Annotated in this window: 24 protein-coding genes; 14 read left to right on the top strand and 10 right to left on the bottom strand. The window is 62.6% G+C overall.

The features are described from left to right. Positions 1–1,848: FAD-dependent oxidoreductase (locus tag ACOYJL_RS06655; protein WP_433569441.1), on the top strand; the 1,848-nt coding region annotated here is incomplete at its 5' end. Between the two features lie 85 nt (positions 1,849–1,933). Here ACOYJL_RS06655 and ACOYJL_RS06650 read toward each other — a convergent pair. Continuing rightward, positions 1,934–3,145, bottom strand: a complete 1,212-nt coding sequence (locus tag ACOYJL_RS06650; RefSeq protein ID WP_433569440.1) for an MFS transporter — start codon at positions 3,143–3,145, stop codon at positions 1,934–1,936. Positions 3,146–3,351: 206 nt separating this feature from the next. Between ACOYJL_RS06650 and ACOYJL_RS06645 the strand changes: the two genes are divergently transcribed. Continuing rightward, a complete protein-coding gene (locus ACOYJL_RS06645) occupies positions 3,352–4,317 on the top strand; it encodes a 3-hydroxyacyl-CoA dehydrogenase (protein ID WP_433569439.1) in 966 nt (321 codons plus the stop codon). A gap of 116 nt (positions 4,318–4,433) precedes the next feature. Then, a complete protein-coding gene (locus tag ACOYJL_RS06640; RefSeq protein ID WP_433569438.1) occupies positions 4,434–4,901 on the top strand; it encodes a nucleoside deaminase in 468 nt (155 codons plus the stop codon). A 196-nt stretch (positions 4,902–5,097) separates the two neighbouring features. Here the strand turns inward: ACOYJL_RS06640 and ACOYJL_RS06635 are convergent, their stop codons facing one another. After that, the gene (locus ACOYJL_RS06635; RefSeq protein ID WP_433569437.1) at positions 5,098–6,105 is read right to left on the bottom strand and encodes an NAD-dependent epimerase/dehydratase family protein; all 1,008 of its coding nucleotides are present in this window, start codon (positions 6,103–6,105) and stop codon (positions 5,098–5,100) included. 149 nt (positions 6,106–6,254) lie between these two features. On the opposite strand from ACOYJL_RS06635, the gene ACOYJL_RS06630 reads away from it, so the two are divergent. Next, positions 6,255–6,773: a TetR/AcrR family transcriptional regulator gene (locus tag ACOYJL_RS06630; protein ID WP_433569436.1), complete on the top strand. Its 519-nt coding sequence runs from the start codon at positions 6,255–6,257 to the stop codon at positions 6,771–6,773. On the opposite strand, the gene ACOYJL_RS06625 is transcribed toward ACOYJL_RS06630, so the two are convergent. Next, complete coding sequence (locus ACOYJL_RS06625) at positions 6,770–7,387, bottom strand: TetR/AcrR family transcriptional regulator (RefSeq protein WP_433569435.1); 618 nt, start codon at positions 7,385–7,387, stop codon at positions 6,770–6,772. The genes ACOYJL_RS06630 and ACOYJL_RS06625 overlap by 4 nt on opposite strands. A gap of 124 nt (positions 7,388–7,511) precedes the next feature. On the opposite strand from ACOYJL_RS06625, the gene ACOYJL_RS06620 reads away from it, so the two are divergent. Together ACOYJL_RS06620 and ACOYJL_RS06615 are read left to right on the top strand one after the other, a co-directional pair. After that, entirely contained in the window at positions 7,512–7,658 is a 147-nt protein-coding gene (locus ACOYJL_RS06620) for a hypothetical protein (RefSeq protein WP_433569434.1), read from the top strand. 83 nt (positions 7,659–7,741) lie between these two features. Further along, positions 7,742–8,296, top strand: coding sequence for a hypothetical protein (locus ACOYJL_RS06615; protein ID WP_433569433.1), 555 nt, complete (start codon positions 7,742–7,744; stop codon positions 8,294–8,296). A 211-nt stretch (positions 8,297–8,507) separates the two neighbouring features. Here ACOYJL_RS06615 and ACOYJL_RS06610 read toward each other — a convergent pair whose 3' ends face one another. From ACOYJL_RS06610 to ACOYJL_RS06600, 3 genes are all read right to left on the bottom strand, one after another. Then, on the bottom strand, positions 8,508–9,440 hold the full coding sequence (locus ACOYJL_RS06610) for a carbon-nitrogen hydrolase family protein (protein WP_433569432.1): 933 nt from the start codon (positions 9,438–9,440) through the stop codon (positions 8,508–8,510). A gap of 522 nt (positions 9,441–9,962) precedes the next feature. Next, a complete protein-coding gene (locus ACOYJL_RS06605) occupies positions 9,963–10,601 on the bottom strand; it encodes a flavodoxin family protein (RefSeq protein WP_433569431.1) in 639 nt (212 codons plus the stop codon). Next, positions 10,602–12,536, bottom strand: a complete 1,935-nt coding sequence (locus tag ACOYJL_RS06600; protein ID WP_433569430.1) for an FAD-dependent oxidoreductase — start codon at positions 12,534–12,536, stop codon at positions 10,602–10,604. It lies immediately after the preceding gene. Positions 12,537–12,693: 157 nt separating this feature from the next. Here ACOYJL_RS06600 and ACOYJL_RS06595 point away from each other — a divergent pair, with 157 nt between their 5' ends. Then, positions 12,694–13,533: a helix-turn-helix domain-containing protein gene (locus ACOYJL_RS06595; RefSeq protein WP_433569429.1), complete on the top strand. Its 840-nt coding sequence runs from the start codon at positions 12,694–12,696 to the stop codon at positions 13,531–13,533. 175 nt (positions 13,534–13,708) lie between these two features. On the opposite strand, the gene ACOYJL_RS06590 is transcribed toward ACOYJL_RS06595, so the two are convergent. The 3 genes from ACOYJL_RS06590 to ACOYJL_RS06580 all read right to left on the bottom strand — a co-directional run bounded on the left by ACOYJL_RS06590 (position 13,709) and on the right by ACOYJL_RS06580 (position 16,566). Then, positions 13,709–14,743: a zinc-dependent alcohol dehydrogenase gene (locus tag ACOYJL_RS06590; protein ID WP_433569428.1), complete on the bottom strand. Its 1,035-nt coding sequence runs from the start codon at positions 14,741–14,743 to the stop codon at positions 13,709–13,711. A 177-nt stretch (positions 14,744–14,920) separates the two neighbouring features. Next, complete coding sequence (locus ACOYJL_RS06585) at positions 14,921–15,391, bottom strand: VOC family protein (protein ID WP_433569427.1); 471 nt, start codon at positions 15,389–15,391, stop codon at positions 14,921–14,923. Next, complete coding sequence (locus ACOYJL_RS06580) at positions 15,391–16,566, bottom strand: NADH-dependent flavin oxidoreductase (protein WP_433569426.1); 1,176 nt, start codon at positions 16,564–16,566, stop codon at positions 15,391–15,393. The genes ACOYJL_RS06585 and ACOYJL_RS06580 overlap by 1 nt, the downstream gene beginning before the upstream one ends. 681 nt (positions 16,567–17,247) lie before the next feature. On the opposite strand from ACOYJL_RS06580, the gene ACOYJL_RS06575 reads away from it, so the two are divergent. The 3 genes from ACOYJL_RS06575 to ACOYJL_RS06565 all read left to right on the top strand — a co-directional run bounded on the left by ACOYJL_RS06575 (position 17,248) and on the right by ACOYJL_RS06565 (position 19,744). Continuing rightward, a complete protein-coding gene (locus ACOYJL_RS06575) occupies positions 17,248–17,790 on the top strand; it encodes a DapH/DapD/GlmU-related protein (RefSeq protein WP_433569425.1) in 543 nt (180 codons plus the stop codon). A gap of 44 nt (positions 17,791–17,834) precedes the next feature. Next, complete coding sequence (locus ACOYJL_RS06570) at positions 17,835–18,692, top strand: aldo/keto reductase (RefSeq protein WP_433569424.1); 858 nt, start codon at positions 17,835–17,837, stop codon at positions 18,690–18,692. Positions 18,693–18,775: 83 nt separating this feature from the next. After that, positions 18,776–19,744: an SMP-30/gluconolactonase/LRE family protein gene (locus tag ACOYJL_RS06565; RefSeq protein ID WP_433569423.1), complete on the top strand. Its 969-nt coding sequence runs from the start codon at positions 18,776–18,778 to the stop codon at positions 19,742–19,744. Between the two features lie 36 nt (positions 19,745–19,780). Here the strand turns inward: ACOYJL_RS06565 and ACOYJL_RS06560 are convergent, their stop codons facing one another. Next, on the bottom strand, positions 19,781–20,350 hold the full coding sequence (locus ACOYJL_RS06560; protein WP_433569422.1) for a TetR/AcrR family transcriptional regulator: 570 nt from the start codon (positions 20,348–20,350) through the stop codon (positions 19,781–19,783). 178 nt (positions 20,351–20,528) lie between these two features. Here ACOYJL_RS06560 and ACOYJL_RS06555 point away from each other — a divergent pair, with 178 nt between their 5' ends. The 4 genes from ACOYJL_RS06555 to ACOYJL_RS06540 are packed head-to-tail and all read left to right on the top strand — an operon-like array spanning position 20,529 to position 23,175. Further along, positions 20,529–21,047, top strand: coding sequence for a flavodoxin (locus ACOYJL_RS06555; RefSeq protein ID WP_433569421.1), 519 nt, complete (start codon positions 20,529–20,531; stop codon positions 21,045–21,047). Beyond that, positions 21,032–21,475 (top strand): nuclear transport factor 2 family protein, encoded by a 444-nt coding sequence (locus ACOYJL_RS06550; RefSeq protein WP_433569420.1) that lies wholly within the window; start codon positions 21,032–21,034, stop codon positions 21,473–21,475. Before ACOYJL_RS06555 ends, ACOYJL_RS06550 begins: the two co-directional genes overlap by 16 nt. 43 nt (positions 21,476–21,518) lie before the next feature. Beyond that, positions 21,519–22,406, top strand: coding sequence for an aldo/keto reductase (locus ACOYJL_RS06545; protein ID WP_433569419.1), 888 nt, complete (start codon positions 21,519–21,521; stop codon positions 22,404–22,406). Between the two features lie 34 nt (positions 22,407–22,440). Next, positions 22,441–23,175 carry a RibD family protein gene (locus tag ACOYJL_RS06540; protein WP_433569418.1) on the top strand — a complete coding sequence of 245 codons (735 nt, stop codon included), beginning with the start codon at positions 22,441–22,443 and terminating at the stop codon, positions 23,173–23,175. Positions 23,176–23,189: the final 14 nt, after the last annotated feature.

The following is a 23,189-nucleotide window of genomic DNA, read 5'->3' as shown; positions in this document are numbered from 1 at the left end:
AACTTGGGGTCGTACTTCCTTCTCGTCGTCTTGCTCATGGCAATAGCCCTTCCGTGCCTTTCGGCACATCCTAGGGCTTTCGTTAGCTCGGCTTCAAACGTGTCTGAATTTGGGCAGCCATATCAGTCGGCCTACCTGCTGGCCCACGGAATTGGGGAGCCCGTGGCAGACGCCACTACGGAGGTCGAGATTCCCGAGGCCGGCGAATACCGTGTCTGGGCAAGGACCAAGGACTGGGTGCCAGATGCACATCCGGGGACGTTTCAGATACTCGTCGATGGAAAGCCGATAGACAAGGTCTTCGGAGCAAGCGGGAAGGGATGGAGCTGGGAGCTGGCCGAGCACGTCATGCTCCCGCAGGGAAGGGCGAGCATCTCGCTCCACGACCTGACGGGCTTCGAGGGGCGCTGCGACGCACTCTACATCACGAACACCACCATCGTGCCGATAGACGAGCCCGCCTTGGCGGGAAGGCGGTGGCGAAAGAGGCTCCTTGGCATTCCCGAGGAACCGGTGGATGCAGGCGAGTACGACGTGGTGGTCGTGGGCGGCGGCATTGCCGGATGCTGCGCCGCATACGCCGCGGCGCGGTCCGGCTGCCGCACCGCGCTCCTCCACGAGATGGAGTATCTGGGCGGCAACGCCAGCTCCGAGGTAGGGCTCACCCCGGAGGGGAGAACGGGCGGCATCGTCGACAAGCTATCCGAGCGCCTCGAGGACGGAGACATCGCCGCAGCCCGCATCCTGGGGGACATGCCCAACTGTGACGTGCTCTTAAGCGAGCGCGTGTTTGACGTGCATTGCGACGGGCGGCAAATCACCTCTGTGGACGCCGCCAACGTCAAAACGGGGTCCGAGAGCCGCTTCAGGGGGAAGCAGTTCATTGACTGCAGCGGTCGCGCCATTCTCGGCGTCCTCTCTGGCGCGGCCACCATGGAGGGCCAGGAGTCTAGGTCAGACTTTGGGGAAGGGCTCGCCCCCAAGCGCGCCGACTCCATGCACCACGGGGATACTGTGCTCTTCCGCACGGAGATGGCCGACGCTCCCGTCGACTTCCCGGACGTGCCATGGGCAACGAAGGTCGCCAAGGACTACTCAGACCTCGGCGGGCAGATCGGCCGCGTCACCAGCCTGCGGGGGCAAGGGCCCTACGAGAACCAGCCAGGGCCGTATGTCGGTCCCAAGAAGCTGCGACCCTTGAGAAGGGCGGACGGCGGCTGGGACAATGCCATGAGCTTGGACAAGTCGCATTTCTGGGAGTACGGGCAGTGGCTTGACCCCTACATGAGCAAAGAGGAGATCCGCGACCACCTGTTCTGCGCGATTATCGGCACCTACGCGAACGTCCGGAAGAAAGACCCCGCCAGGTATAAGAACTTGAAGCTCGTGTACCTTGGGAACGTGCTTGCGACGGGCGCATTCCGCAGCTACCTGGGAGACTACGTGCTGACGGAAAACGACATCCGCAACCATACGGACTTTCCCGACGCAATCGTGGAGAATGCCGGCGCCTTCTGCCTGCACTATCCGGGCAACAAGAAGTACGACTTCCGCCTGGGCAACTGGAGGTGGGTGGAGCGCGACTTCAAGCCCTACACAGTGCCCCTCCGCTGTCTGTACTCTGCCGACATAGACAACCTGCTCTGCGCAGGCAAGCACATCAGCGCCACGCACATCGCGAGCTCCACGATCAAGCTCATGGGCAACTGCGGTCACCAGGGCGTCGTGACAGGCGCGGCCGCTGCCCTCTGCGCGAGGTACGGCGTCTCGCCGCGCGAGCTTGGCCAAGAGCGCCTGGCTGATCTGAAAGCCGTGCTCGGGAAGCTGGGGGAAGGTCCGGCACAGTAATCGGTTCTCGCCGCTACCGGACACCTCAAACAGACGTCTCAAGCACGACGCTAGCCTGACCAGCAAATCGTGGCTGCTGGCTGGGCTAGCTCTCTTCTTGCTGAGTCGCGCGCAGCATGAGCGCGAGCGCGACCGCCTCCACGCAGCAGGTGTAGGCAACGAGCGCCGCTAGCGACACGCCGTAGAGCCAGCCCGCCATGACGCCTCCAACCAGCCCGCCGATGCCTACCATGACCGAGAACACCCCGTAGGCGGTCGCCCGCTGACCTGTTGGCGCAATGTCGGCGACAGCGGCGCGCATGGTTGACTCTTGGATGCCCATGCCTGCTCCCCAGAGCACGACGCCGGCGAAGACGAGCCACAGCACGTCGGTATAGGCAACAAATGGAATTGCCGCGCATACGAATGGCAGCACGCGCATGGCGCGGGTCCCGATCTTGTCGTAGAGAAAACCGCTGAGCGCGGCGAAAAGAGCGTCCACCCCCATGGCCACCGCGTAGAGGACGGGCACCGTCGCGTCGTCTGCGACTCCTGAGCTCACCATGTGGTAGGAAAGGACGCCGTAGGTGGCAACGCCGGCGAGCATCACGGCGCAGGCGATGGCGTAGAGCCAGAAGCGCCGGGGAAGGGGAGCGCGCTTCTCGGCGGTCTTGCCCTTGGACTCGGGCTTTTCGCCGGAGTCGCCCGCTTCGTACACGCTTGGGTCAGGCACCTTGTGTCGCAGGGCGAGAAGCACGCAGATTGCGAGCAGCCCGGGGATGACGAGCACGCCGAGGGCAACGCGGTAGTCGTTTCCGGTGGCGCTGAGAAGGGCTGCCACGATGAGCGGCCCCGCGACGGCGCCAATCTGGTCGAACACCTCGTGCAGGGCAAAGCCCCGGCCGCGTCCGGTGGCGCTGGCGGCATGCGAGAGCATGGTGTCGCGCGAAGGGGTGCGCAACGACTTTCCGAACCGCTCGAGAATCACGAGCGCCGCGACGCCGGCGACGCTTCCCGCAAAGCCCATACAGGGCACCGCCACCGCCGTTGCCGCATAGCCCAGGATGGCAAAGGTCCAGTAGCGCCCGGTGCGGTCGGCAAGCGGTCCCGAGAAGAGCCTGCCAGCCAGCGCGGTTGCCTCGCCGAGACCTGAGACGATGCCCACGACCAGCGCGCTTGCGCCGAGGCTCGCAAGAAGCGGTCCCTGGCTTGCGAGCGCGCCCTCGTAGACGGTGTCCATCAGCATGCTGACGAGGCCAAATCCCACGATGAAGGCATAGGGTCTGACCGACGTTTCTTTAGATGTGCCCTTAGCCATTTTTCCGACCTCCATCAGCTGATGACGATGACGACGCATCTGGTCTTGTCACTAAACTATAGTATCGAGCGATGCAGGCAGATGGAGCTGGTGACGTCGCGTCGACGGGCCAATCGCTGCCGCGTGCGCAAACGCACGAAAGAGTTCCGATTGCTTGGGTAAATCGGGTGAAGTGATTTTCCGACCACAACGATTGGAGCTCAAACATGCAGCTATCCGACATCAAGCATGTGACCGTCTGCGGCGGCGGCACCCAGGGAAGCCAGATTGCCACGCAGGTCGCCTACAAGGGCTACCCCGTGACCGTGTGGCTCAGGAGTGACGCCTCTATCGAGCGCGCAAAGCCGCGCTTCGCGACCATGAAGCAGCAGTACCTCTCGGCCGTCCAGGACCTCAAGAAGGGCAAGGAGTACTACTACGGCGGCCTCACCGACGCCGACCACCTCACCGACGAGCAGATCGACGAGCTCTACGCCCAGACCGAGAAGCGTCTTGACTCCATCAAGCTCACGACCGACTTCGCCGAGGCGTTCGGCAATGCCGACGTCGTGCACGAGACCATCGCCGAGGACCCCAAGCAGAAGGAGGACCTCTACACCAAGATCGCCAAGTACCTTCCTGAGCACGCGCTCATCCTCACCAACTCCTCCACGCTCATGCCGAGCCAGATGGTGAGCTACGTCGACCGCCCGGACAAGTTCCTCGCGATGCACTTCGCCAACCAGTACTGGATCCACAACCTGGCCGAGGTCATGCCGCAGCCCCAGACCGACCCCGCCAACGTAGAACTCGTATGCGAGTACTCAAAGTCAATCGGCATGGTGCCGCTGCAGCTCAAGAAGGAGAAGTCCGGCTACATCGTGAACTCGCTGCTCATCCCGTGGTTCACCGCGGCCATGTCGCTCGCTGCCAACGGCTATGCCGACCCCGAGACCATTGACAAGACCTGGCAGCTCGACACCGGCGCGGAGATCGGCCAGACCCCGTTCCACAAGCTCGACAAGATCGGTCTGCCCCTTGGCTACGCCATCTACAGCCAGTCGCCGGCGGCCAAGGACCCCGACTCTGACATCTCGCACATCCTTGCGTACCTCAAGACCTACATCGACGCTGGCAAGACCGGCATCGCTGCGGGCGAGGGCTTCTACAAGTACAGCGACTACGACAAGTAGGAAAGCTCGCCATTGACCTGCGCTTTGCCACCGGGCGAGGGGACTAGGTTCCTCTCGCCCGCTTTTCTGTGGGAGCATACAAAGGCTGCAACGGCTTTCTTGGGAGGGGACATCTCGTGGACGATGACGCGCGGTTCATGGAGCAGGCAATAGAGCTTTCTCGTAGGGCGGTCGCTCATGGAAACGAGCCGTTTGGCGCTGTGCTTGTAAGGCAGGGGCAGGCGGTCTTTACCAACGAGAACCAGATTTATACGAAGCACGACCCCACGTTTCACGCCGAGGCGGGGCTCATCCGTCGGTTCTGCGCCGAGACCGGCATCACCGACCTTTCGGACTACACCCTCTACTCCAGCTGCGAGCCCTGCTTCATGTGCTGCGGCGCGCTGGTGTGGGCGCGCGTGGGGCGCCTGGTCTTTGGTGCGAGCGACGAGGACCTGTGCCAGCTTCTGGGCGAGAAGGGCGCTCCCTGCGCAAAGCTCGTGTTTGAGAACTCCGCGAATGCGCCGCAGGTCACAGCTGGCGTTCTTCGCGATGAGAGCCTGGCCGTGCTTCGCGAGTACTTCTCCTCCCACGAAAAGGGCTAGCCGCCTAGCCGCGCGGCGCTGCCTGTCGACACTGCGCAAACCGCCACGAACCGTCGCATTTCGGGCTCTCTGGTCGCCTGAACGCTACGGAGCGTGGAGGTGTTCGGCGTCTGCCCCGCAAACCGCCACGAACCGTAGCGTTGAGCACGCCACGTGAAGGGCTGGGCGCACGGCGCAGAGCGCAAGAGGGCGCGGGCTAGGCGATCCCCATGGAGATGAGGCACTCCGCGGTGTCCACGACGGTCTCGGCGGCAGGGCGCGGCTCCCATCCAAGGACCCTTCTCGCCTTCGAGCCGTCACGGTGGTACGAGAGGTCGACCATGGTGTTCAGCACCTTCATCGGCGTGCTGAAGCGGGCGGCAAACCCGACGATGGCGTCGGGTATGACGAGGCGGCTCACCTTGCGCTTGGGGTAGCGCTTCCTGAGCACGTCTGCCATCTCCGGCATGGTCATCTCCTCGGACTGGGCAATGAAGCGCTGCCCCGCCGCCTCGGGCTTGTCGGCCGCAAGGATATGCAGCTCAGCCAAGTCGCGCACGTCTACCACGGGGTATACGGCCCTCGGGATGGGCATGCCCTTCAGAAGCATCTCGCATATCTGGTCGGTGCTGCTGCGCCTGCCGCCAAGAGAGGGTCCCAAGATGGCTCCGGGGAGTATCGTCACCAGCTCGATGTCCGACTCTGCCGCCATCTGCCACGCAAGCCTTTCCGCAAAGAGCTTCGAGCGCATGTAGTTGGTTATCCAGCGGTTCTCGGGGTCGGTCCAAAACTCTTCGTTGACCGCGGGGTCCGTGCATGACTTGTCCGGGTAGTTCGCCGCGGTGGAGGAAGTCATCACGAAGCGCGGGACGCCTTGGCGGATGGCCGCGCCAAGCACGTGCTGCACGCCGGATTTGGCCACGGGGATGAGCGACGGGTCCTCGTGGTCCTCGCCGCCAAGCGGGGAGGCCGTATGGATGACCGCGCGCACGCCATCCATGGCAGCGTCCCAGCCGTCCGGGCTCCCGAGGTCGGCGACCGCAAACTCCAGCCCCGATGCGCCGACGCCTTCGGATGCGAGCATGCTGCGCACGACCTCTGTCTTGGCCTTGGAGCGCACCGTCGTTCGGACCGCGCAGCCCCTCTCCAGCAGTTTCTTGATGATCCAGCCTGCCAGAAAGCCCGTCCCGCCCGTGACCAGATAGATGCCATCGCCTTTGCCCATCGTGCTCTCCTCTCGTTTTGCAACACGCGTTGCGTTTTGTTCACGATTCGAAGATAATTTCCGTGTCGTACAAAAGGAAGGACACGCTCGCCGCCCATGACGCATCCGCAACACGGGAGGCAAGCGTGTTGCAAAAAGGGGAGGACGCAATGGACCGCAGGACTGCCTACACGCGCATGGTGCTGAAGGATGCCCTGCTCGAGATGCTCGTCGACCACCATCTTGAGGACATTACGGTAAAGGAGCTCTGCGAGAGGGCCGACGTCAATAGGTCGACGTTCTACCGGAACTTCTCTGACGTCTACGACCTCTTCGAGCAGACCGAGCGTGAGCTCACCGAGAAGGCGTTTTCGACTGGTGACATGAGAAACGACCGCTTTGCCCTGCTCGACGTGATTTACCAAAACCAGGCCTTCTACCGCGAGTTCTTCAGGGCTCACATGAGAAGCCCTTTCGTCGAGGAGACGATACGGTCTTTCGGGGAGAAGATGCGAGAAGAGCTTAAGGCGAGGGGCTCGTACGACGAGGAGACCTTTGGCGTCTTCTACCGCTACAACGTGCATGGCGTCGTTGGCGTGATTGGCGACTGGCTTGATGGCGGCTGCAAGAAGACCCCGCAGGAGCTCGGCGAGCTTCTCTACGCCGTTGTGGACAGGCAGTATCGCTAAGCGGGCCTGGGCGAGCCCTGCTCCTGCCCCGTCAGGAAACGCTCGACCTTCTCGGGATTCTCGGCGCGCTTGGAGAGCTCGGTCAGGCATCCGTTTAGGAGCGCCGATCGGATGGTGCCCAGTATCTCGGCGGGAGGCTCGCTTCCCTCGCGGAGGTACCAGCTGGTGATGAAGGACACGGTGCCCGTTATCAGGAACTCCACGACGTAGCGTGCCCCCTTGTCGTTGGCGGGTATCGACATTCCCGAAAGAAACACGGGGGTCATCTCCTCGCGGAGCATGGGGAAGAAGCCGGGGTCTCCTGTGGGACCGAGAAGCACCGTCAGCTTCTCGTGGTTGGCCCTATAGAAGCGCATGACGATGGAGATGACCTCGTCCCAAGGCTCGTCGGCCGAGGCGCTCTGCACCATCTGCTTCGCCTCCGAGACGAGCTCGCGTTCCAAGGCGAGGCGCAGGCCGTAGATGTCTTCGTAGTGATGGTAGAACGAGCTGCGATGCACCCCGGCAGTCTCTGTGAGCAGGCGTATGGAGATTCGCTCGATTGGATGCGTCGCATAGAGCCGCCAGAAGGCGTCGGCGAGCTTTGCCTCGGTCTGGGTCTTTCGCTTTGGCATAGAGGCTCCTCTCTTATTTCGACACATTGTAGAATATTGAACCTTACCAGCGCTCTTCTCGCCTCCTATCGTTGGGTCATCGGCAGAGCAAAGCCGATTGGGCAATGGGCTATAGGAGGTTGTCATGAGCGACTTTTCGGCAAAGGTTGTCATCGACGGGCGCGAGTGCCCTCAGTCGATTCTCGACCGCGTCGAGTACGAGCGCACCCTGCACGTCCTTCACGAGATGAAGGGCTTGGGGCTGACATCAAGGATGGGGACCGCAGCCTGAGCCATGAAGACATCAACTGGCTGGAGCCCGAGCGCGCAAAGGAGATCTGCTTCGAGACGCGCACCGCGCTGAGCGAGCAGGAGATGCTCGATTTGATGGCCGAGCCCAGGCTTGACGCCGAGCGTCGCTGGAAGGCCTTCAACGAGGGCTACGATCCGGCGGATGCTCATGTTGGCGTTACCGAGATCTCCGTCAAGGGAGCAAGCTTCCAGCAGGTCATGGCTGTCATGAATGGCGCAGTGAGCAACACAAGCGGCATTGCGGCAAACCCCGAGCACTACATCGTGATTGGTGACATCTCCACTGGTCAGCGCGGCATGGAGGTCTTTGGGATGTTCGGCGAGCCGGTCTTTGTCCATGGCGTGGCGGATAAGGGCATTCCCGAAGACTTGCCCGTTGAGCCCGACCCCTCCTATCCGCTTACGGTCTGCGGCTCGATGCTGCTCAAGAGCGACGACACGCCGATTCACGTTGGCGCATGCCACATGGTGCGCCCAACGCAGGACGGCTTTGACATCAAGTCGACGTTCTTCTGCCCAGGTAAGGCGCCCCAGGCGATCGCCGATGGCCACAAGTACCACTTTGCCATCGAGATCGTGAATGCCGCGCGGACGGCCAGCGGAGCTGCGGACAAGTAGGGAAGGGCTTGCTTCTCGCAAACCGCCACGAACCGTTGTGTTTGGGGGTCGCCAGCCGCCTGTACGCTACGGAACGTGGAGGTGTTCGGCATCAGCCCCGCAAACCGCCACGAACCGTAGCGTTGAGCGCGCAGTGGCTGCCCGTACGCTACGGAACGTGGAGGTGTGCGAGAAGGGCGGCCAATACCGCCACGAACCGCCAGCGCGACAGCTAGATGTCGTTGACCTCGAGGTGCACCGCGTCGGGTCGCGCGTAGTGGCCGATTGGGTCGAACTCCCACTTGGCAGCAGGAACCTGCTGCATGTCAAGCGTCGCGTAGAGGATACCCTCGGTGTCCCACAGGGGCTCGGCGCCTGGAACGGCGTGACCGAACGGATCCACAACGCTCGAGCCGCCGCGATAGACGACCTCGGGAAGGCGCGCCACCTCGTCAGCTGCTTGCAGGTCCTCGGGGTAGTCTTCTCGCCTAATGTAGGGGGCGCAGTTCACGACGAAGCAGCGTCCCTCGATCGCGATGTGCTCCACCGTCGCCTGCCACTCGGGGTTGTCGTTGGTGTTAGGCGCAAGGTAGATGGACACGCCCTTCTGATAGAGCGCCGCGCGGGCAAGCGGCATGTAGTTCTCCCAGCAGATCATGGTGCCCATGGGACCCCATGGCGTCTGCGATACGGGGAAGTAGTGGTCCTGCGCGTCTCCCCACACCAGGCGCTCGGCGCCGGTTGGCTTGAGCTTGCGATGCCAGGCATCCAGGCGACCTTCGGGCGAGAAGACCAGGTTGGTGTTGTAGAGCGTGCCTGAGGTGGCGTCGCGCTCGGAGACGCCCACGCTTACCCAGGCGCCGGTCTCGCGCGCGGCGTCGGCGATGGCCTGGGTCTCGGGTCCGCCTACGACAACCGAGCCGTCATAGTAGCGCTTCCAAAGCTCCTTGCTGCCCTTCTCGCGCGCCCCGACGACAAATCCGAAAGTGAGGCCGTGCGGGTAGCCAGGTATGAGAAGCTCCGGCAGCACCACCAGGTCGCTCGGCCGTTCCTCGGCCACGCGCCGGATGGATTCGAGCGCGCCTGAGAGACAGGCGTCGCGGTCAAACGGCTTCGGGCGCGACTGCACTACGGCGACCTTGCAGCTGTCTTGTATGTCTCTCATCGTCAGCCTCCCGTGTGAGTTTTGCGTGCTGGTCGCTTCTCATTGTAGGTGCTAGGCGCGCGCCTTGCCCTTTGTCCCTTGCGTACACCGCCACGAACCGTAGCGTTGAGGGCGCCGTGGCTGCCCAAACGCTACGGAACGTGGAGGTGTGCGGCAGACGGGATGCAAACCGCCACGAACCGTGCCGTTGGGGGTGCCGTGGCTGCCCAAACGCTACGGAACGTGGAGGTGTGCGGCAGACGGGATGCAAACCGCCACGAACCGTAGCGTTGAGGGCGCTCCAGCCGCCCATATACTACGGAACGTGGAGGTGTGCGAGAAGGGCGATGCAAACCGCCACGAACCGTGCCGTTGAGGGTGCCGTGGCTGCCCAAACGCTACGGAGCGTGGAGGTGTGCGAGAAGGGCGATCCATACCGCCACGAACCGTGCCGTTGAGGGCGCCGTGGCTGCCCAAACGCTACGGAGCGTGGAGGTGTGCGAGAAGGGCGGTCGCTCGAGGAGGGCGACCGCCCGAAGCGGGCTAGTGGTGGAAGCTCGTGACCTTGTCGCGCTCGAGCTTGGGCGTATCGGGCAGCGCGGCGGCTTGCCCTGCCGTGCGGTTCTTGAGGAACCATGCCATGTTGTGGCCGATGTTGTGCATAGTCTGCACGCCCTCCTCGTCCGCCATCACGTCGGCAGGCGTCGAGCCATGCACCATGTTCCAGTAGGTCGAGCCTACGGTGAACATGCTGGCGATGCCGAAGTACTTCTCAATCACGTCGAGCGCCGCCGTGGTGCCGCCGCGCCTAGCAGAGACAACGGCCGCGGCGGGCTTGTAGGCGAAGGGCTTGTAGATGACCCCGTCCCACGAGCTCATGAACGCGCGGTCGAGAAACGACAGGAGCCTCCCGCTGGGATGGGCGTAGTAGACGGGCGAGCCGAACACGAAGCCGTCCGCCTGGTAGGCCTTCTCGACGAACTCGTTTACGCCATCGTCGTCGAAGATGCACCTCTTCCCGTCGCACTTCCCGCATGCGATGCAGTCGCGTAGGGGCATGTTCCCGACGTTGACGATCTCGAAGTCAATGCCGTCCTCGTTGAGGGCGCGACCCACCTCTCTCAGTGCCGTGAAGGTGCATCCGCGCGGGTGCGAGCTGCCGTTTACCATCAATACTTTCATCTATTCCACCCCACTGATCTTGCGCACGGCAACCCATGCGTCATGCGTGCAGTTGAAGAGCTTGCGACCGCGGACGGCGTCACCGATGACGTAGGTCTCGGGGCAGGCGCCCTTGAGGGACTCGACCACCTTGGAGCGGGAGCCCAGGCCGAGCGCCGCTACGACGGTGTCCGCGCTGACCTGCTCCGTTGCGCCCTCATGTTCGTAGCTGACCGCGCCATCCTCGATTGCAGTCACCTTGGCGCTCGTGACGACCTTCACGCCGGCCTCCTTGAGGGCAAGCTTGAGCGCGATGCGGGAGAGCGGCTCGTCCTGCATTACGATGTCCTCGAGCATCTCGAGGACTGTGACGTCGCAGCCGCTACGGCCCAGTTCAAGGGCGGTTTCGGCGCCCACAAGGCCGCCGCCGATCACAACGACCTTGCTGCCCGCTTCGGGCTTGTGACCGAGAAGCGCGTCCTCGCCGGTGATGGAGCTTTCGATGCCCCTAATAGGAGGCTTGATGTAGTCGGATCCCACGGCAAGCACGAGGGCGTCGGGACCAAGCGAGCGCACCAGCTCGGGCGTGGCCTCGGTTCCAAGGCGAACGTCTGCCGTGGACTTCTCGACCTGGCGACGAAGATACTCGAGAACCCCGCGCGCCTCGTACTTGAAGCTCGGGGCGCAAGCCTCCACAAAGTGCCCGCCCAGATGGTCGCTGCGCTCGATGAGCGTCACCTTGTGCCCGTACTCCGCGGCGACCCGCGCTGCCTCCATGCCGGCCATGCCGCCGCCTACGACAACCACGTTGCGGGGGTTGGCAACCGGCACAATCTTGTACTCGCGCTCATGGCCGGCCTGACCGTTGACCTCGCAGCGGATGGGGCAGCCGCGGAAGAAGAGCGAGATGCAGCCCTCGTGACCGCGCATGCAGGGGCGTATGTCCTCGTAGCGACCCTCGGCCACCTTGTTGGGCATCTCGGGGTCGGCCAGAAGCGGTCGTGCGTAGCCCACTAGGTCGCACTTGCCCTCCTCGACGGCCTTCTCGCCGGTCTTTGCGGTGAGGGCGTTGCAGCCAAGCACGGGCACGTTGACGGCGGCGCGCATCGCCGCGGCCAAATCCACGATGGCGCCGGCGGGACGATACAGCGGCGAGATCATCCACGTGGCCATGGTCTCGTAGTTGCCCACGGAGACGTTGATGTAGTCGACCTCGCTCTGGATTGCCTGCCCGATCTTGGTGGTGTCCGCGATCGTGAGGCCGCCCTCGACCTTCTCCTCGCCGGAGAGGCGCACGCCCACGATGAAGTCACGTCCGACCTGCTCGCGCACCTTGCGCAAGATGTTCTGGAGGAAGCGGAGGCGGTTCTCGAAACTGCCGCCGTACTCGTCGGTGCGATGGTTGGTGTAGGGCGAGAGGAACTCGCAGATGAGGTAGCCGTGGGCGCCGTGGACCTCGACGCCGTCGAAGCCCGCCTGCTTGGCTCGGCGTGCGGCCTGGGCGAAGGCGTCCTCGATCGCCACGATCTCGTCATGCTCGAGCGCGCGGGGCATGCGTCCGACGAACTTGGATGCCTGCGCCGAGGGGGCGAGCGCCTCCTGGCCAGGCACCGCGGCGGCGTTTGCCTGCAGGCCGCCATGCGAGATCTGCAGGATGGCCTTGGCACCTCCGTCCTTGATGGCCTCAGCAAGGCGGTACTTGCCCGAGATGAGCTGGTCCGTGTTAAGGCCGCTGGAGGCAAGCGACGAGCGAGATGCGATGGAGTCTACGAAGGTGTTCTCCACGACGATGGCGGCGGCGCCTCCCCGAGCGCGGGCGGCGTAGTAGTCGATCAGGTTCTGCGTGACGTCGCCGGTAGGCGTGGACATGCGCGTCTCCATGGCCGTCATCACGATTCTGTTCTTGAACGTCTGGCGTCCCACCTTGACCGGATCCATCAGTACTGACTTTGCCATCTCATCCTCTTTCTGTAGTGCGGACGGCCCTCCGTTTGGGCGCGCTCGCGTTGTTGAGAACAAGCTACAAGTCATCCGACAAGCCGGTCCGCGCTTGCGCGGCATCAGCGAGAATGGATTATCATATTTGAGAAACAACCAGTTGAAATGGGGAGATATGAGCCGTTCGAGCGACCAGGTGAACCTAGAGGACGTCGATCTAGAGCGAACGCAGCGCGAGTGGGTTCGCTACATCGCTCAGGGAATCAGCGTTCCTGAGAGGCTTGACGGGGTTCGCCAGGAGGTCGTCGACTCATGGCGGCGCTCGCAGCAAGCGGGTGCCAGGCCCTTCTCGGGCCGTCTGCGCCGCGCCGACCGCCGTGAGACGGACAGGCTGCTGCGCAACAACTCCCTGCTCATAGACGTGGCCTTTCCCTATCTCAAGGAGTTCAGCACTGCCATGGGAAACCGCCCCTGCCAGATCACGCTCGCGGAGGCAAGCGGAATCCAGCTTCGTCGCGCCGGCACAGACCTGGAGCTCGTGCGCATGACCGAGCAGCGGCAGATGGTGGAGGGGACGGACTTCTCGGAGAGCTCGGCCGGCACCAACGGCATTGGCACAGCCCTTGCGCTGCAAAAGCCCGTCGTAATCCTGGGTCCGGAGCACTATCACTCGATGTACCAGGGGCTGGTATGCTGCGCTGCCCCGCTGAGGGATGGCGAGAAGGTCGTGGGATGCATCAACATCACGGCCCCTCTTGAGACCTACGACAGTTCCATGATGGGCATGATCACGGTAGCCACGCACGCTATAGCGACCGAGCTTGAGCTGCGCCGCTCGCGCGGGGGCATACGGACCCTGTGGGAAAGCGAGGGCGACGCGCTGGCGGCGGCCATGACAAGGACTGGCGGCGACGTAAGCCAAGCGGCGGTGGAGCTCGACGTTCCTGTGAGCACGCTCTACCGCAAGCTCCGCCAGCACGGCATCTCGACCAAGGCCTATCGGGCGCGCGGGTAGGCGGATGTGCCGGGCGCCCGCGAGTCGCCGCTTACGAGAAGTCCCACCCGCTCTAAGGAGATGCGGGTGGGGCTTGGCTGCATGGGAAGCTGCTATCTGCGAACGCCCTTATCGGGAGTAGCGAATCTTGCAGGCGAGGATGATTCACCAAAGCGCTGTAGTGGCTCGCGCTTGCCTACTTCGTGTGGTCGATGAGGACCTTGACGTTTTTGTGCGAGTTGCTGGCGGCCTCGAACGCCTCGGGCAGCTGGCTCAGGCCGTAAACGGCGGTCACAATGGGGGCGAAGCGCTCCGGGTTTTCCGTGATCATGGCAATGGCGCGGGAGTTTACCTCGGGCGTGTAGGCAAACGAGCCGTAGATTCTGATGGCCTTGCAGGCGAGCTGGCTTGCGGTGATCTTCTCCTCGGAGATGCCCAGGGAGACCTCTGAGATGGCAGAGCCAGCCTTGGCGTACTTCATCATTTCCTCGATGCAGCCCTTCCAGCCGCCGCAGTCAATGACGAGATCGGCGTTCCAGGTCTTCTCCGAGCTGTTGCCCGTGAGGCTTCCCCAGTGGTCGATGACGAACTCGGGGATGGACTGCTTGCGCGTGTCGCAGAGGACGCCGCCCATCTCGGTGACCTTGCCACAGCGGAAGTCGTTGCGGGCGGTGACCACCACGTCGTCGAAGCCGAGGCAGCCAAGGCAGGCGAGGGCGCATAGGCCGATGATGCCGCCGCCGTAGATGAGGACCTTGTCCCCGGGCTTGGGGTGGGCGATCTCGATGCCGTTCAAGGCGACGCTGACGGGCTCGATGAGGGCGGCGACGTTGGGGGACAGGCCTGGGTCAAGCTTGAAGACGTTGTAGTTCTCGCGCGGGCGGTCGACGCGCACGTACTGGGAGAAGGCCCCGGCCATGTCGCAGTTGGCGAGGGTGCCGCGCTCGGGCGTCGGGTCCTTGAAGGTGCAGGGGTTCACAAAGACGAAGTCCCCCTTCTTGAAATCGGTTACGCCGTCTGCGACCTCGTCCACAACGCCGACCATCTCGTGGCCAAACTGGTTGCCGGGATAGATGCAGACACCCTCGTACTCAAGCCCGTATGCGTGCAGGTCCGTGCCGCAGATTCCCGCTCGAACGTTCTTGATGACGATCGACCCGGGAATAAGCTCCGGCTTGGGAAGCTCCTCGACCGAGACGTCGTGGAGACCGTGATAGATGCCTGCCTTCATAGATTGAACCTCCTCGTGTTGTTTTGTCACGCGATTGCGTGACCCTGACCACCCGATACTAGGCGGGCGGAAAGAGGCGGCTCTGCGCACAAGAAACCCCGTCGGCATGCGATTCTCAAATCTGAGAATCAAACACGTCGACGGGGCAAAAGGGTTGCCGCCAAGGACCGTAATGGCCTACTGCGCGGGAAATCCCACCAGCTCGACGACCGCTCCCCACGGCGTCCTTCCGTACACCCAAGCGGTTTCAGGGTCCACGCGGCCGTCAAGAGTGTTGTGCGCGGCAAAGAGCTTGCCACCCGCGCTCTCAAAGCGGCGCGCTGCCTCCTGTACGTCGTCCACGAGCAGCGCCATGTGCGTGATGCCGTAGTCCACCGTGCGCGCGGCGTCTCTCTGCCCGGAGACCTCATAATGAAAGAGCTCCACTACCGAGCTGCCCACTTGCAGCATGCGACGCTGGTCCCACCGGCCACCGGAGGGCATGCCGAAGACGCGCTCGGCGCCGGGGCCCGAGACCGCAGACCCCTTCGGCGCGTGCCAGTCTAGGATCGTCTTGGCGTCGAAGGCCTCCTCGAGGAACTGCGTGGCCTTCTCGACATCCGGCACGGTCATGGCAACGTGGTCGATGCCCTTAACGAGGGCTCCCATTAGTTCATGCCCTCCATCGGCGCTGCTTGGTCGAGGTATTCCTCCGTGATCTGGTCGGTGAACTCCATCGACTTGAGGAACTCCGTGCGCAGCGAGGTCTGGAAGCCGGCGGGGATGCCCAGCTGGTCCATGTCGTCAGGGGAGATGGTGTAGCGGATGTCCTTCTCGCGCCCGGACTCGACCTTCTGGATCCAGTTGGGCTCGCGGATGAGCTCGCGGCCGATGGCGGCGATGGTCGCGCCGCGCTCAAGGGCGTCGTCGGCCTGCGCGGGGGTGGCGATGGAGCCCACCTCGACCAGCGGCTTTCTGCCGGCGATGACCTCGAGCAGGATCTTGTTTATCTCGCGCTTGTCTGAGCGGTCGCGCAGCGAAGTGCGGCGGTAATCGCCCATGGAGGTGTGGATGTAGTCGATGCGCTTGTCGGCGAGCTTGTCGACGAGCTTCTTGGTGTCCTCTATCGTGATGCCCGGCTCAGAGAGCTCCTCGGGCGAGAGACGGTAGCCAACGAGGAAGTCATTCTGGCGACCCGCGGCGTCGACGGCGGCGTTAACCGAGTCGATGACGGCCAGCGGGAACGACATGCGTCCATAGACGTCTCCGCCCCAGCGATCGGTCCGGACGTTGGACTGCGGGGAGAAGAACTGCTGTATGAGGTAGCTGTTTGCGCCGTGGATCTCAACGCCGTCAAAGCCTGCCTCGATTGCGCGGCGCGTGGCCTGCCCAAACGCCTCGACGAGGGTCTCGACTTCGCTGTCGGTGAGCTCGCGCGGGACGTTCTCGGGATCTCGCTGGCGGGCGACGGCGCTTGCGCTGTAGGGCTGGTGGCCGCGCAGGATTGCGCTTGTGGTCTTGCGACCGGCGGAGAAGATCTGGAGCACTGCCACGGAGCCGCGCTCGTGGATGGCATTGGGAACCCTGCGAAGGCCAGGGATGAAACGGTCGTCGGCAACGGAGAGCTCGCCCTCGAACCCCTTGCCGCCGTCATCCACGTTGGCGACCCCGGTGATAAGCATGCCGACGCCAGAGCGCAAGCGGTAGTACTCGACCTCGTCACCCGAGACCTGCCCATCGTAGAAGCTTGCCTTGGTAGTCATGGGTGCCATTGCGATGCGATTGCGCAAGGTCACATCCTTGTCCGCGAACTTATAGGGCTCCAGAAACGCGTGCTTTGCCATGACATCCTCCTGTCTTTGCCGCCTTGGCGGCATCTGCTTCGTCTTGTGTTGACGGGGTTCTACCCGGCCGGGCTCGGGGAAGAGAAACCTTGATTCCCCACGGTGGGCAAAAATTCTCACTTTTGGGAATTTCTGGAAAAAATGGCTGCTGAGCTGTCTGCTAGGTGCCCGCACTCTCGGCAACTGTATGAATTTGGAGACAGATTGCTTTATCGGCGCGGGCGTGGACGTCTTTGGGCGTTCTTCTGAAGGTGTCCGGTCGGTGATTACGCAAGTATCGAGAGCAATCGTTGCAGTTGAGCAAGTTATGTATAGGTTTGGGCGGGGGTCAAGCTGTCCTTAACATTCCTAAGGAGCTTAGGAAGACCTTCAACTGGCTTTTTTCTGCAGCGATTGAGGTCCTAGCGAGCTCCCTGATCTAGAAACCTATACATAACTTGCTCAACTGCAACTGGCGCTCCAGAAAGTTGCATTGACTCAGGCGGGACGCCACTCGGTGACTGCCTTTCGCCGGTTTTGCGCATATTGACGACCCTACAGTCATGCGGAGCGCCGTGTTTTGCTACCAACTTTCGGATTTGGTTGCCTAAGCCACCTGACGGAAAAAACCGCCCATGGCAATGCTTGCTGCCGAGCCGCACCATAGCAGTGAAAAGAATCGACGGATGGAAAAGGTGCAGCATGAGTGACAGCGAAACCCTCTACGACATGGATGACCGAGAGGGCATGCAAGAAAGCATCAACGAGATGGCGCGCAGCGGCAGCCTCTGCCATGCGATCAACCAGCTTGATCCGCACGACCCAAAGGTTGGCGAGCTTACGGGCGAGCTGCTTGGCCAGCCGCTGAAGGAGCGCAGCAACATCGTGCCCCCGTTCCAGATTGACAACGGTCGCAACGTCCACCTCGGTCGCAACGTCTTTATCAACAACGGTCTCGAGGTCATGTCCCTTGGAGGCGTGACCATCGAGGACGGGACCATGCTTGGTCCCGAGGTGGCCATCCTTACCGTGAACCACGAGCTGGCAAACCACAGACATCTGATTGCCAAGCCCGTCCACATTGGCCGTAACGTGTGGATTGGCGCGCGAGCAACGATTCTCCCCGGCATCTCCGTCGGCGAGGGCGCCGTGGTGGCAGGTTGCTCGGTGGTGACGCATGACGTTGCGCCCTACACCGTGGTGGCAGGAAACCCCGCCCGCGTGCTCCGCGAGATCGAGCACTAGGAAACCAGGAAGCGCAAGAGGAAACCCAGAAGAGAGGAACGACAATGGCAGACCAGACGTACGTGACCCTGAACGATGGCAACAAGATTCCCCAGATGGGCATCGGCGTGTACGAGGTGCCCGACGGCAAGCCGACCTACGACGCTGTGACCAATGCGCTCAAGCTCGGGTACCGCCACATCGACACCGCGCACGCGTACCAGAACGAGCGCAGCGTCGGGCGCGCCGTGAAGGACTCTGGCATCGACCGCGACCAGGTGTGGATCACCACCAAGCTGTGGCCGACGGAGTACGGCGGTGGCAAGACTACGGCAGAGATTGACAAGATGCTCGGTCGCCTGGGCACCGACCACATTGACCTGCTTCTCCTGCACCAGCAGATTGGCGACTACCTTGGCGCCTGGAAGGAGATGGAGGCCGCCGTCAAGGCTGGCAAGGTCCGCTCCATCGGCATCTCCAACTTTGAGAGCGAGCGTCTTGAGGAGCTCTGCGAGGCAGCAACCATCAAGCCGTCCGTGCTCCAGGTGGAGTGCCATCCGTACTTCCAGCAGAACGAGCTCAAGCGCCGCATCGCGCCCTATGGCACCAAGCTCGAGGCGTGGTACCCGCTGGGTCACGGCAACGCAGGCCTCATGAGGGAGCCCCTCTTTGCCAAGTTGGGCGAGAAGTACGGCAAGAGCAGCGCTCAGGTGATCCTCCGCTGGCACATCCAGGAGGGCACGATCATCTTCCCGCGTTCCACCAAGGCAGACCACATCCGCGACAACCTGGACATCTTTGACTTCCAGCTCACTGACGACGAGATGGGTCAGATTCGCGCGCTTGACCGCGGCGAGCGCTTCTTCAACATGCCGCTGGCGCAGCAGGAGGCAACGTTCATGTCCTTTCGGCCCGCTGATTAAGCTGCTGGACGCTGTCGGAAACATCAAGGACGCGCTTGGCAGGCATTAGCGGCTGCCAGGCGCGTCCTTTCCAAGGAGGAACGATGGACGGGCTCACATATCAGGATGACCATCGGGGCTTCGGGATTCCCTCCCAAGAGCGTGGCGTTCCCGCCGTCTGGGCGGAGAGGTTCGTGGACATCCCCTCCGGGGACGGCTCTGCCGAGGGCAGCATCCTCGAGGGACTGTGCTTCGACCGCGCAGGAGACCTCTACGTGTGCAACCCGCCTCGGGGACGAATCTTCAAGGTGGACATGCGCGCGCGAGAAGTGAGGCTCTTCTGCCAGCTTCCGGACCATATGATGCCGAGCTCGATCAAGATCGACCGCGAGGGCATGCTCTTCTCGACCATCGTTGGCTCCGACTTCGGAAGCTGCGTCGCGGTGATCGATCCCAAGGATGGTCGCGTGGTCGACACGCTCGTTCGTGGCTACGGGCACGCCTTCGATGACATGGTCTTTACGAGCGAAGGCGGCTTCTACCTCTCGATGCTCGACGGCGACCTGTGTGATGCGACCGCCGGCGTGCTCTACGTGGAGCCGGACCACAGGACGACGCACTGGGTGATTGACGGGGGCATGCGCGCCACCAACGGCATCTCGCTCTCGCTCGACGAGCGACACCTGCTGGTGACGGAGTATGGCACGAGCGCTCTGCACTGGATTGCCCTCGCTCCGGACCGCTACACCGTTGAGCCAATCGGTTGCTGGACGCCGTACCACTTCTTGGGCTACGAAGGTCCTGACTCAACCGTTATCGATGCAGACGAGAACCTCTACGTCTCGATGTGCGGGCAGGCGCGCTTCCTCGTGCTCGACCGCGACTGCATCGCCATCGGGCAGTACCTGATACCCGGCCGCGACCAGCGTCGGTTCAACAAGTCGACGCACATCGCAATCAGGCCCGGGGTGGCAGAGGCCTACATGTGCGCTGCCGACACGACGACAGGCGAGGCCGCAATCTTTCGCGCCGGATCGTTTGCCCCGGCATATCGCTCATACCAGTTTCAGTAGGGCGTGGTGCTTCTATGCCCACAGACGCCCCGCCGCCTAGCGCCGCCCACGTGCGTGCATGAAAGCGTCCGTGCCCTTGGTAAGCAGCTCCGTCGTGGCGGCAATCACAGTATCGAGCGGCAGGTCTCTGCCATGAGCAACCCAGTCGCGATACACCCCCATGGTGGCCGACGTCACAAAGGTGACCATGGTGCGGCGCAGCGGGTCATCGGCGGACGAGCCGTCGTGCTGCCCCATAACGTCCTCCTCCATGGGCTGCTGCATCGAGTCAAACCGGGGCTGGGTGGTGATTGCCTGCATGAGCGGCCCCTTCTCCTCAAGGTAGTGGAAGAACGTCGACGTAATCTCGGGGACATCCTCGGGAATCCTGAGGTCGCGAATGCGATCGAGGTACTCGTCGACTGCCTCCTGCTGGAGCTCGGCCGCAAGCTCCTCAAGCGAGGAGTAGTAGCGGTAGAAGGTCTTCTTGTTGATGCGTGCAATCTCGCAGAGCTCCGTCACGGTGATGCGGCCTGTGCCACGCTCCATGAGCAACTGCTCGTAGGTTGTGCGGATTGCCTCGACCGTCTTCTGCACCCTCAGGTCCTCGTTGCCTGTGAGCTTCATGGCTCCCCTCCAAGAAAGAAAAGCAACCGCTTTTTCGAGAGCGTGGCATAGGAAACCAGCCCCCGAGTCCCGTCCATGGTTTTGCCTGTCTCCCCAAAGTATTCTCTCATTGAACAGAGAAAAGCAACTGTCGTTCCGTTAAGGGACAGCGGTAGATTTGTTTGGAGGGCACGCGGACGTGTCGAATCAAAGAGCCATCGTGGTCTACTTCTCAATCTCGGGCCAGACCATCGGACCGAACATGACCATCGTCAACCAGGAGAAGGGCAACACCCAGATCGTTGCCGAGTACATCGCAGAGGCAACGGGAGCCGATCTCTTTCGGCTTGAGATGGTTCAGTCTTATCCCGAGGACCATATGGACCTCATCCGCTTTGCCCAGCGCGAGCAGAGGCTGGGGAAGCGCCCGGAGCTCGTAGGGCTTCCGACGGACTGGGACGCATACGACACGGTCTACCTTGGATATCCCAACTGGTGGGGCTCCCTGCCGATGCCTGTCGTCACCTTCCTGGAGGCAATGGACTGGTCTGGGAAGACGCTGCGGCCGTTCTGCACGAGCGAAGGCAGCGGACTCTCAGGAACCGTGCGTCAGATCAAGAGGATTGCGAGAAAAGCCAAGGTGGGGAATGCCCTTAGCATAACCGGCTCGCAGGCGGCTGGCTCCAGGGAGAAGGTCTCTTCATGGGCAATGGAGTAGGCGCTGGTTCGCTCGCGGGTTATCCGGACGTCGAGGTGACGGGCGTCAATCCCAAAGCGCTTACCCAAGACGAGCGCGACGTCATCTTGGCCGAGGCGAGCTACTCCCAGGCGATGGTGGACGCAAATCTCGACGCCATGCGGGGGCTTACGGCTCCCGACCTCATGTTCACGCACATGAGCGGCATGCGCCAGACGAGGGAGCAGTACTTTGCCGACGTCAAGTCCGGACGCCTCTCGTACCGCCACGTGGAAATTAGGAACCCGACGGTACGCGTCGACGGCGACGAGGCGTCGCTCGAGTTTGTTGCAGTGCTCGACGCAAGGGCTTATGGCGCCTCTGGCGTCTTTCCCATGAGGGTCACCCACTGGTTCGCCCGCACGGGCGGCGGCTGGACAATCGTCAACCCGCCGCGCCGCAATCCATAACGACAAGCCTGGACACACGCCCAATACAAGAGGGGAGCTTTTTATGACCGACAAAAGCACGTGGAGGACGCTCAACGATGGGAACAAGATCCCGCCAATAGGCTTCGGCGTCTTCATGATGGAGCCTGACGAGTGCGAGAAGGCGACGACCGACGCCCTTGCTGCGGGATATCGGCTTATCGATACGGCGAATGCCTACATGAACGAGCGGGCCGTCGGTCGCGCGATGCGCGCGAGCGGGCTGGACCGCAGCGAGATCTTCCTCACGACCAAGATCATGCCCATCGACTTCGGCTACGAGAAGACAGCGGCCGCTATCGACTCAACACTCGCGCGCCTTGGCACCGACTACGTCGACCTGCTCCTCCTGCACATCCGATTCGGAGACTACCTGGGCGCCTGGCGTGCGATGGAAGAGGCGCTCGACGCTGGCAAGGTCCGCTCCATTGGCTTCTCCAACTTCGAGGAGCCCCAGATCCGCGACATCTACGAGCATGCGCGCATCATGCCTGCGGTGGACCAGATCGAATGCCATCCCTACTTCCAGGAGCATGCCATTCGGGCGATCCTTGCCGAGAAGGACGTGCAGGTCGAGTGCTACTACCCGGTGGGCCATGGAGACGCAAGACTCTTTGCGGAGCCTGCGCTGAAGGACATTGCGGCGTCGCACGGCAAGTCCGTGGCGCAGGTGATCCTGCGCTGGCACGTGCAGGAAGGCTTCATCCCGCTGCCCAAGTCCACCAACCCCGAGCACATCAAGGCAAACCTCGACATCTTTGACTTCTCGCTGACGGACGAAGAGATGAGCGCGATTCGCGCATTGGACACCGACCGCAGCTACTTCGCCGACAACCTCGAGGGAGTTACCGAGGAGCAACACGCCGCGATGTTCCTCAACGTAGAGCACCCAGACTACGACGCACAGAAATAGCGGGAACGCCGCTCATTGGAACACGGGAGGAAAAATGTCTGAAAGACCGTTCGTCTTCTGCCACATGGGCACGTCGCTCGATGGCAAGATTATGGGGCGCTACATGTCGCTCGACCATGGCGGCAACCCCTTCTACCGCATCGCCTTTGGCGAGAATCCCTACTACCATCACCAGGGATGGATCTCTGGCCGCGTGACCACAGACGATAACTTCACCAACCATCGCAAGCCCAATCTGGACCCCAATGCGGCGCCCGTTCCCGAAGGCGACTACGTGGCGCGCAAGACTGGCATGTACTACATATCGGTCGACCCGCGCGGCGTCTTGGGCTGGGAGAGCCACGTCCTGCGCTACCACGACACGGTGGCCGACGTCGTTGAGGTCCTGACCGAGCAAGCCTCCAACTCCTACAAGGCGTTCCTGCGTCGCCTTGGCATCTCATACATCGTGTGTGGGGAGAAGCGCCTCGACATGGAGCTGATGCTCCAGAAGATGGCCGACCTCTTTGGATGCGACACCCTCATGCTTGGCGGAGGCGCGGCGCTCAACTGGTCCTTTATTCAGGCAGGGCTTTGCGACGAGGTCAGCGTCGTGATCTCGCCGGCAGCGGATGGCTCTACCAAGACCCAGACGCTTTTTATGGAGAAGCCCGGCCTCTCGGATGACACGCCGGTGGCGTTCGACCTTCTTGACGTGCAGCGCTGCGAGGGCGATTGCGTGTGGCTGCGCTATGGCGTCCCCTCCGCAAGGTCGCGGGAGCTTGCCTAAAGTCCTTGGTGCTC

This window comes from Tractidigestivibacter sp. (assembly GCF_050946515.1).
Classification (GTDB): Bacteria; Actinomycetota; Coriobacteriia; order Coriobacteriales; family Atopobiaceae; genus Tractidigestivibacter.
Note: the sequence above shows the minus strand (reverse complement) of the source record. Positions and strands in the feature narration are given on the sequence as shown.

Coding starts and splice junctions, on each gene's coding strand:
- ACOYJL_RS06650 (WP_433569440.1), bottom strand. CDS start 3,145: ATGGCTAAGGGCACATCTAAAGAAACGTCGGTCAGACCCTATGCCTTC.
- ACOYJL_RS06645 (WP_433569439.1), top strand. CDS start 3,352: ATGCAGCTATCCGACATCAAGCATGTGACCGTCTGCGGCGGCGGCACC.
- ACOYJL_RS06635 (WP_433569437.1), bottom strand. CDS start 6,105: ATGGGCAAAGGCGATGGCATCTATCTGGTCACGGGCGGGACGGGCTTT.
- ACOYJL_RS06630 (WP_433569436.1), top strand. CDS start 6,255: ATGGACCGCAGGACTGCCTACACGCGCATGGTGCTGAAGGATGCCCTG.
- ACOYJL_RS06625 (WP_433569435.1), bottom strand. CDS start 7,387: ATGCCAAAGCGAAAGACCCAGACCGAGGCAAAGCTCGCCGACGCCTTC.
- ACOYJL_RS06620 (WP_433569434.1), top strand. CDS start 7,512: ATGAGCGACTTTTCGGCAAAGGTTGTCATCGACGGGCGCGAGTGCCCT.
- ACOYJL_RS06615 (WP_433569433.1), top strand. CDS start 7,742: ATGCTCGATTTGATGGCCGAGCCCAGGCTTGACGCCGAGCGTCGCTGG.
- ACOYJL_RS06610 (WP_433569432.1), bottom strand. CDS start 9,440: ATGAGAGACATACAAGACAGCTGCAAGGTCGCCGTAGTGCAGTCGCGC.
- ACOYJL_RS06605 (WP_433569431.1), bottom strand. CDS start 10,601: ATGAAAGTATTGATGGTAAACGGCAGCTCGCACCCGCGCGGATGCACC.
- ACOYJL_RS06600 (WP_433569430.1), bottom strand. CDS start 12,536: ATGGCAAAGTCAGTACTGATGGATCCGGTCAAGGTGGGACGCCAGACG.
- ACOYJL_RS06595 (WP_433569429.1), top strand. CDS start 12,694: ATGAGCCGTTCGAGCGACCAGGTGAACCTAGAGGACGTCGATCTAGAG.
- ACOYJL_RS06590 (WP_433569428.1), bottom strand. CDS start 14,743: ATGAAGGCAGGCATCTATCACGGTCTCCACGACGTCTCGGTCGAGGAG.
- ACOYJL_RS06585 (WP_433569427.1), bottom strand. CDS start 15,391: ATGGGAGCCCTCGTTAAGGGCATCGACCACGTTGCCATGACCGTGCCG.
- ACOYJL_RS06580 (WP_433569426.1), bottom strand. CDS start 16,566: ATGGCAAAGCACGCGTTTCTGGAGCCCTATAAGTTCGCGGACAAGGAT.
- ACOYJL_RS06575 (WP_433569425.1), top strand. CDS start 17,248: ATGAGTGACAGCGAAACCCTCTACGACATGGATGACCGAGAGGGCATG.
- ACOYJL_RS06570 (WP_433569424.1), top strand. CDS start 17,835: ATGGCAGACCAGACGTACGTGACCCTGAACGATGGCAACAAGATTCCC.
- ACOYJL_RS06565 (WP_433569423.1), top strand. CDS start 18,776: ATGGACGGGCTCACATATCAGGATGACCATCGGGGCTTCGGGATTCCC.
- ACOYJL_RS06560 (WP_433569422.1), bottom strand. CDS start 20,350: ATGAAGCTCACAGGCAACGAGGACCTGAGGGTGCAGAAGACGGTCGAG.
- ACOYJL_RS06550 (WP_433569420.1), top strand. CDS start 21,032: ATGGGCAATGGAGTAGGCGCTGGTTCGCTCGCGGGTTATCCGGACGTC.
- ACOYJL_RS06545 (WP_433569419.1), top strand. CDS start 21,519: ATGACCGACAAAAGCACGTGGAGGACGCTCAACGATGGGAACAAGATC.
- ACOYJL_RS06540 (WP_433569418.1), top strand. CDS start 22,441: ATGTCTGAAAGACCGTTCGTCTTCTGCCACATGGGCACGTCGCTCGAT.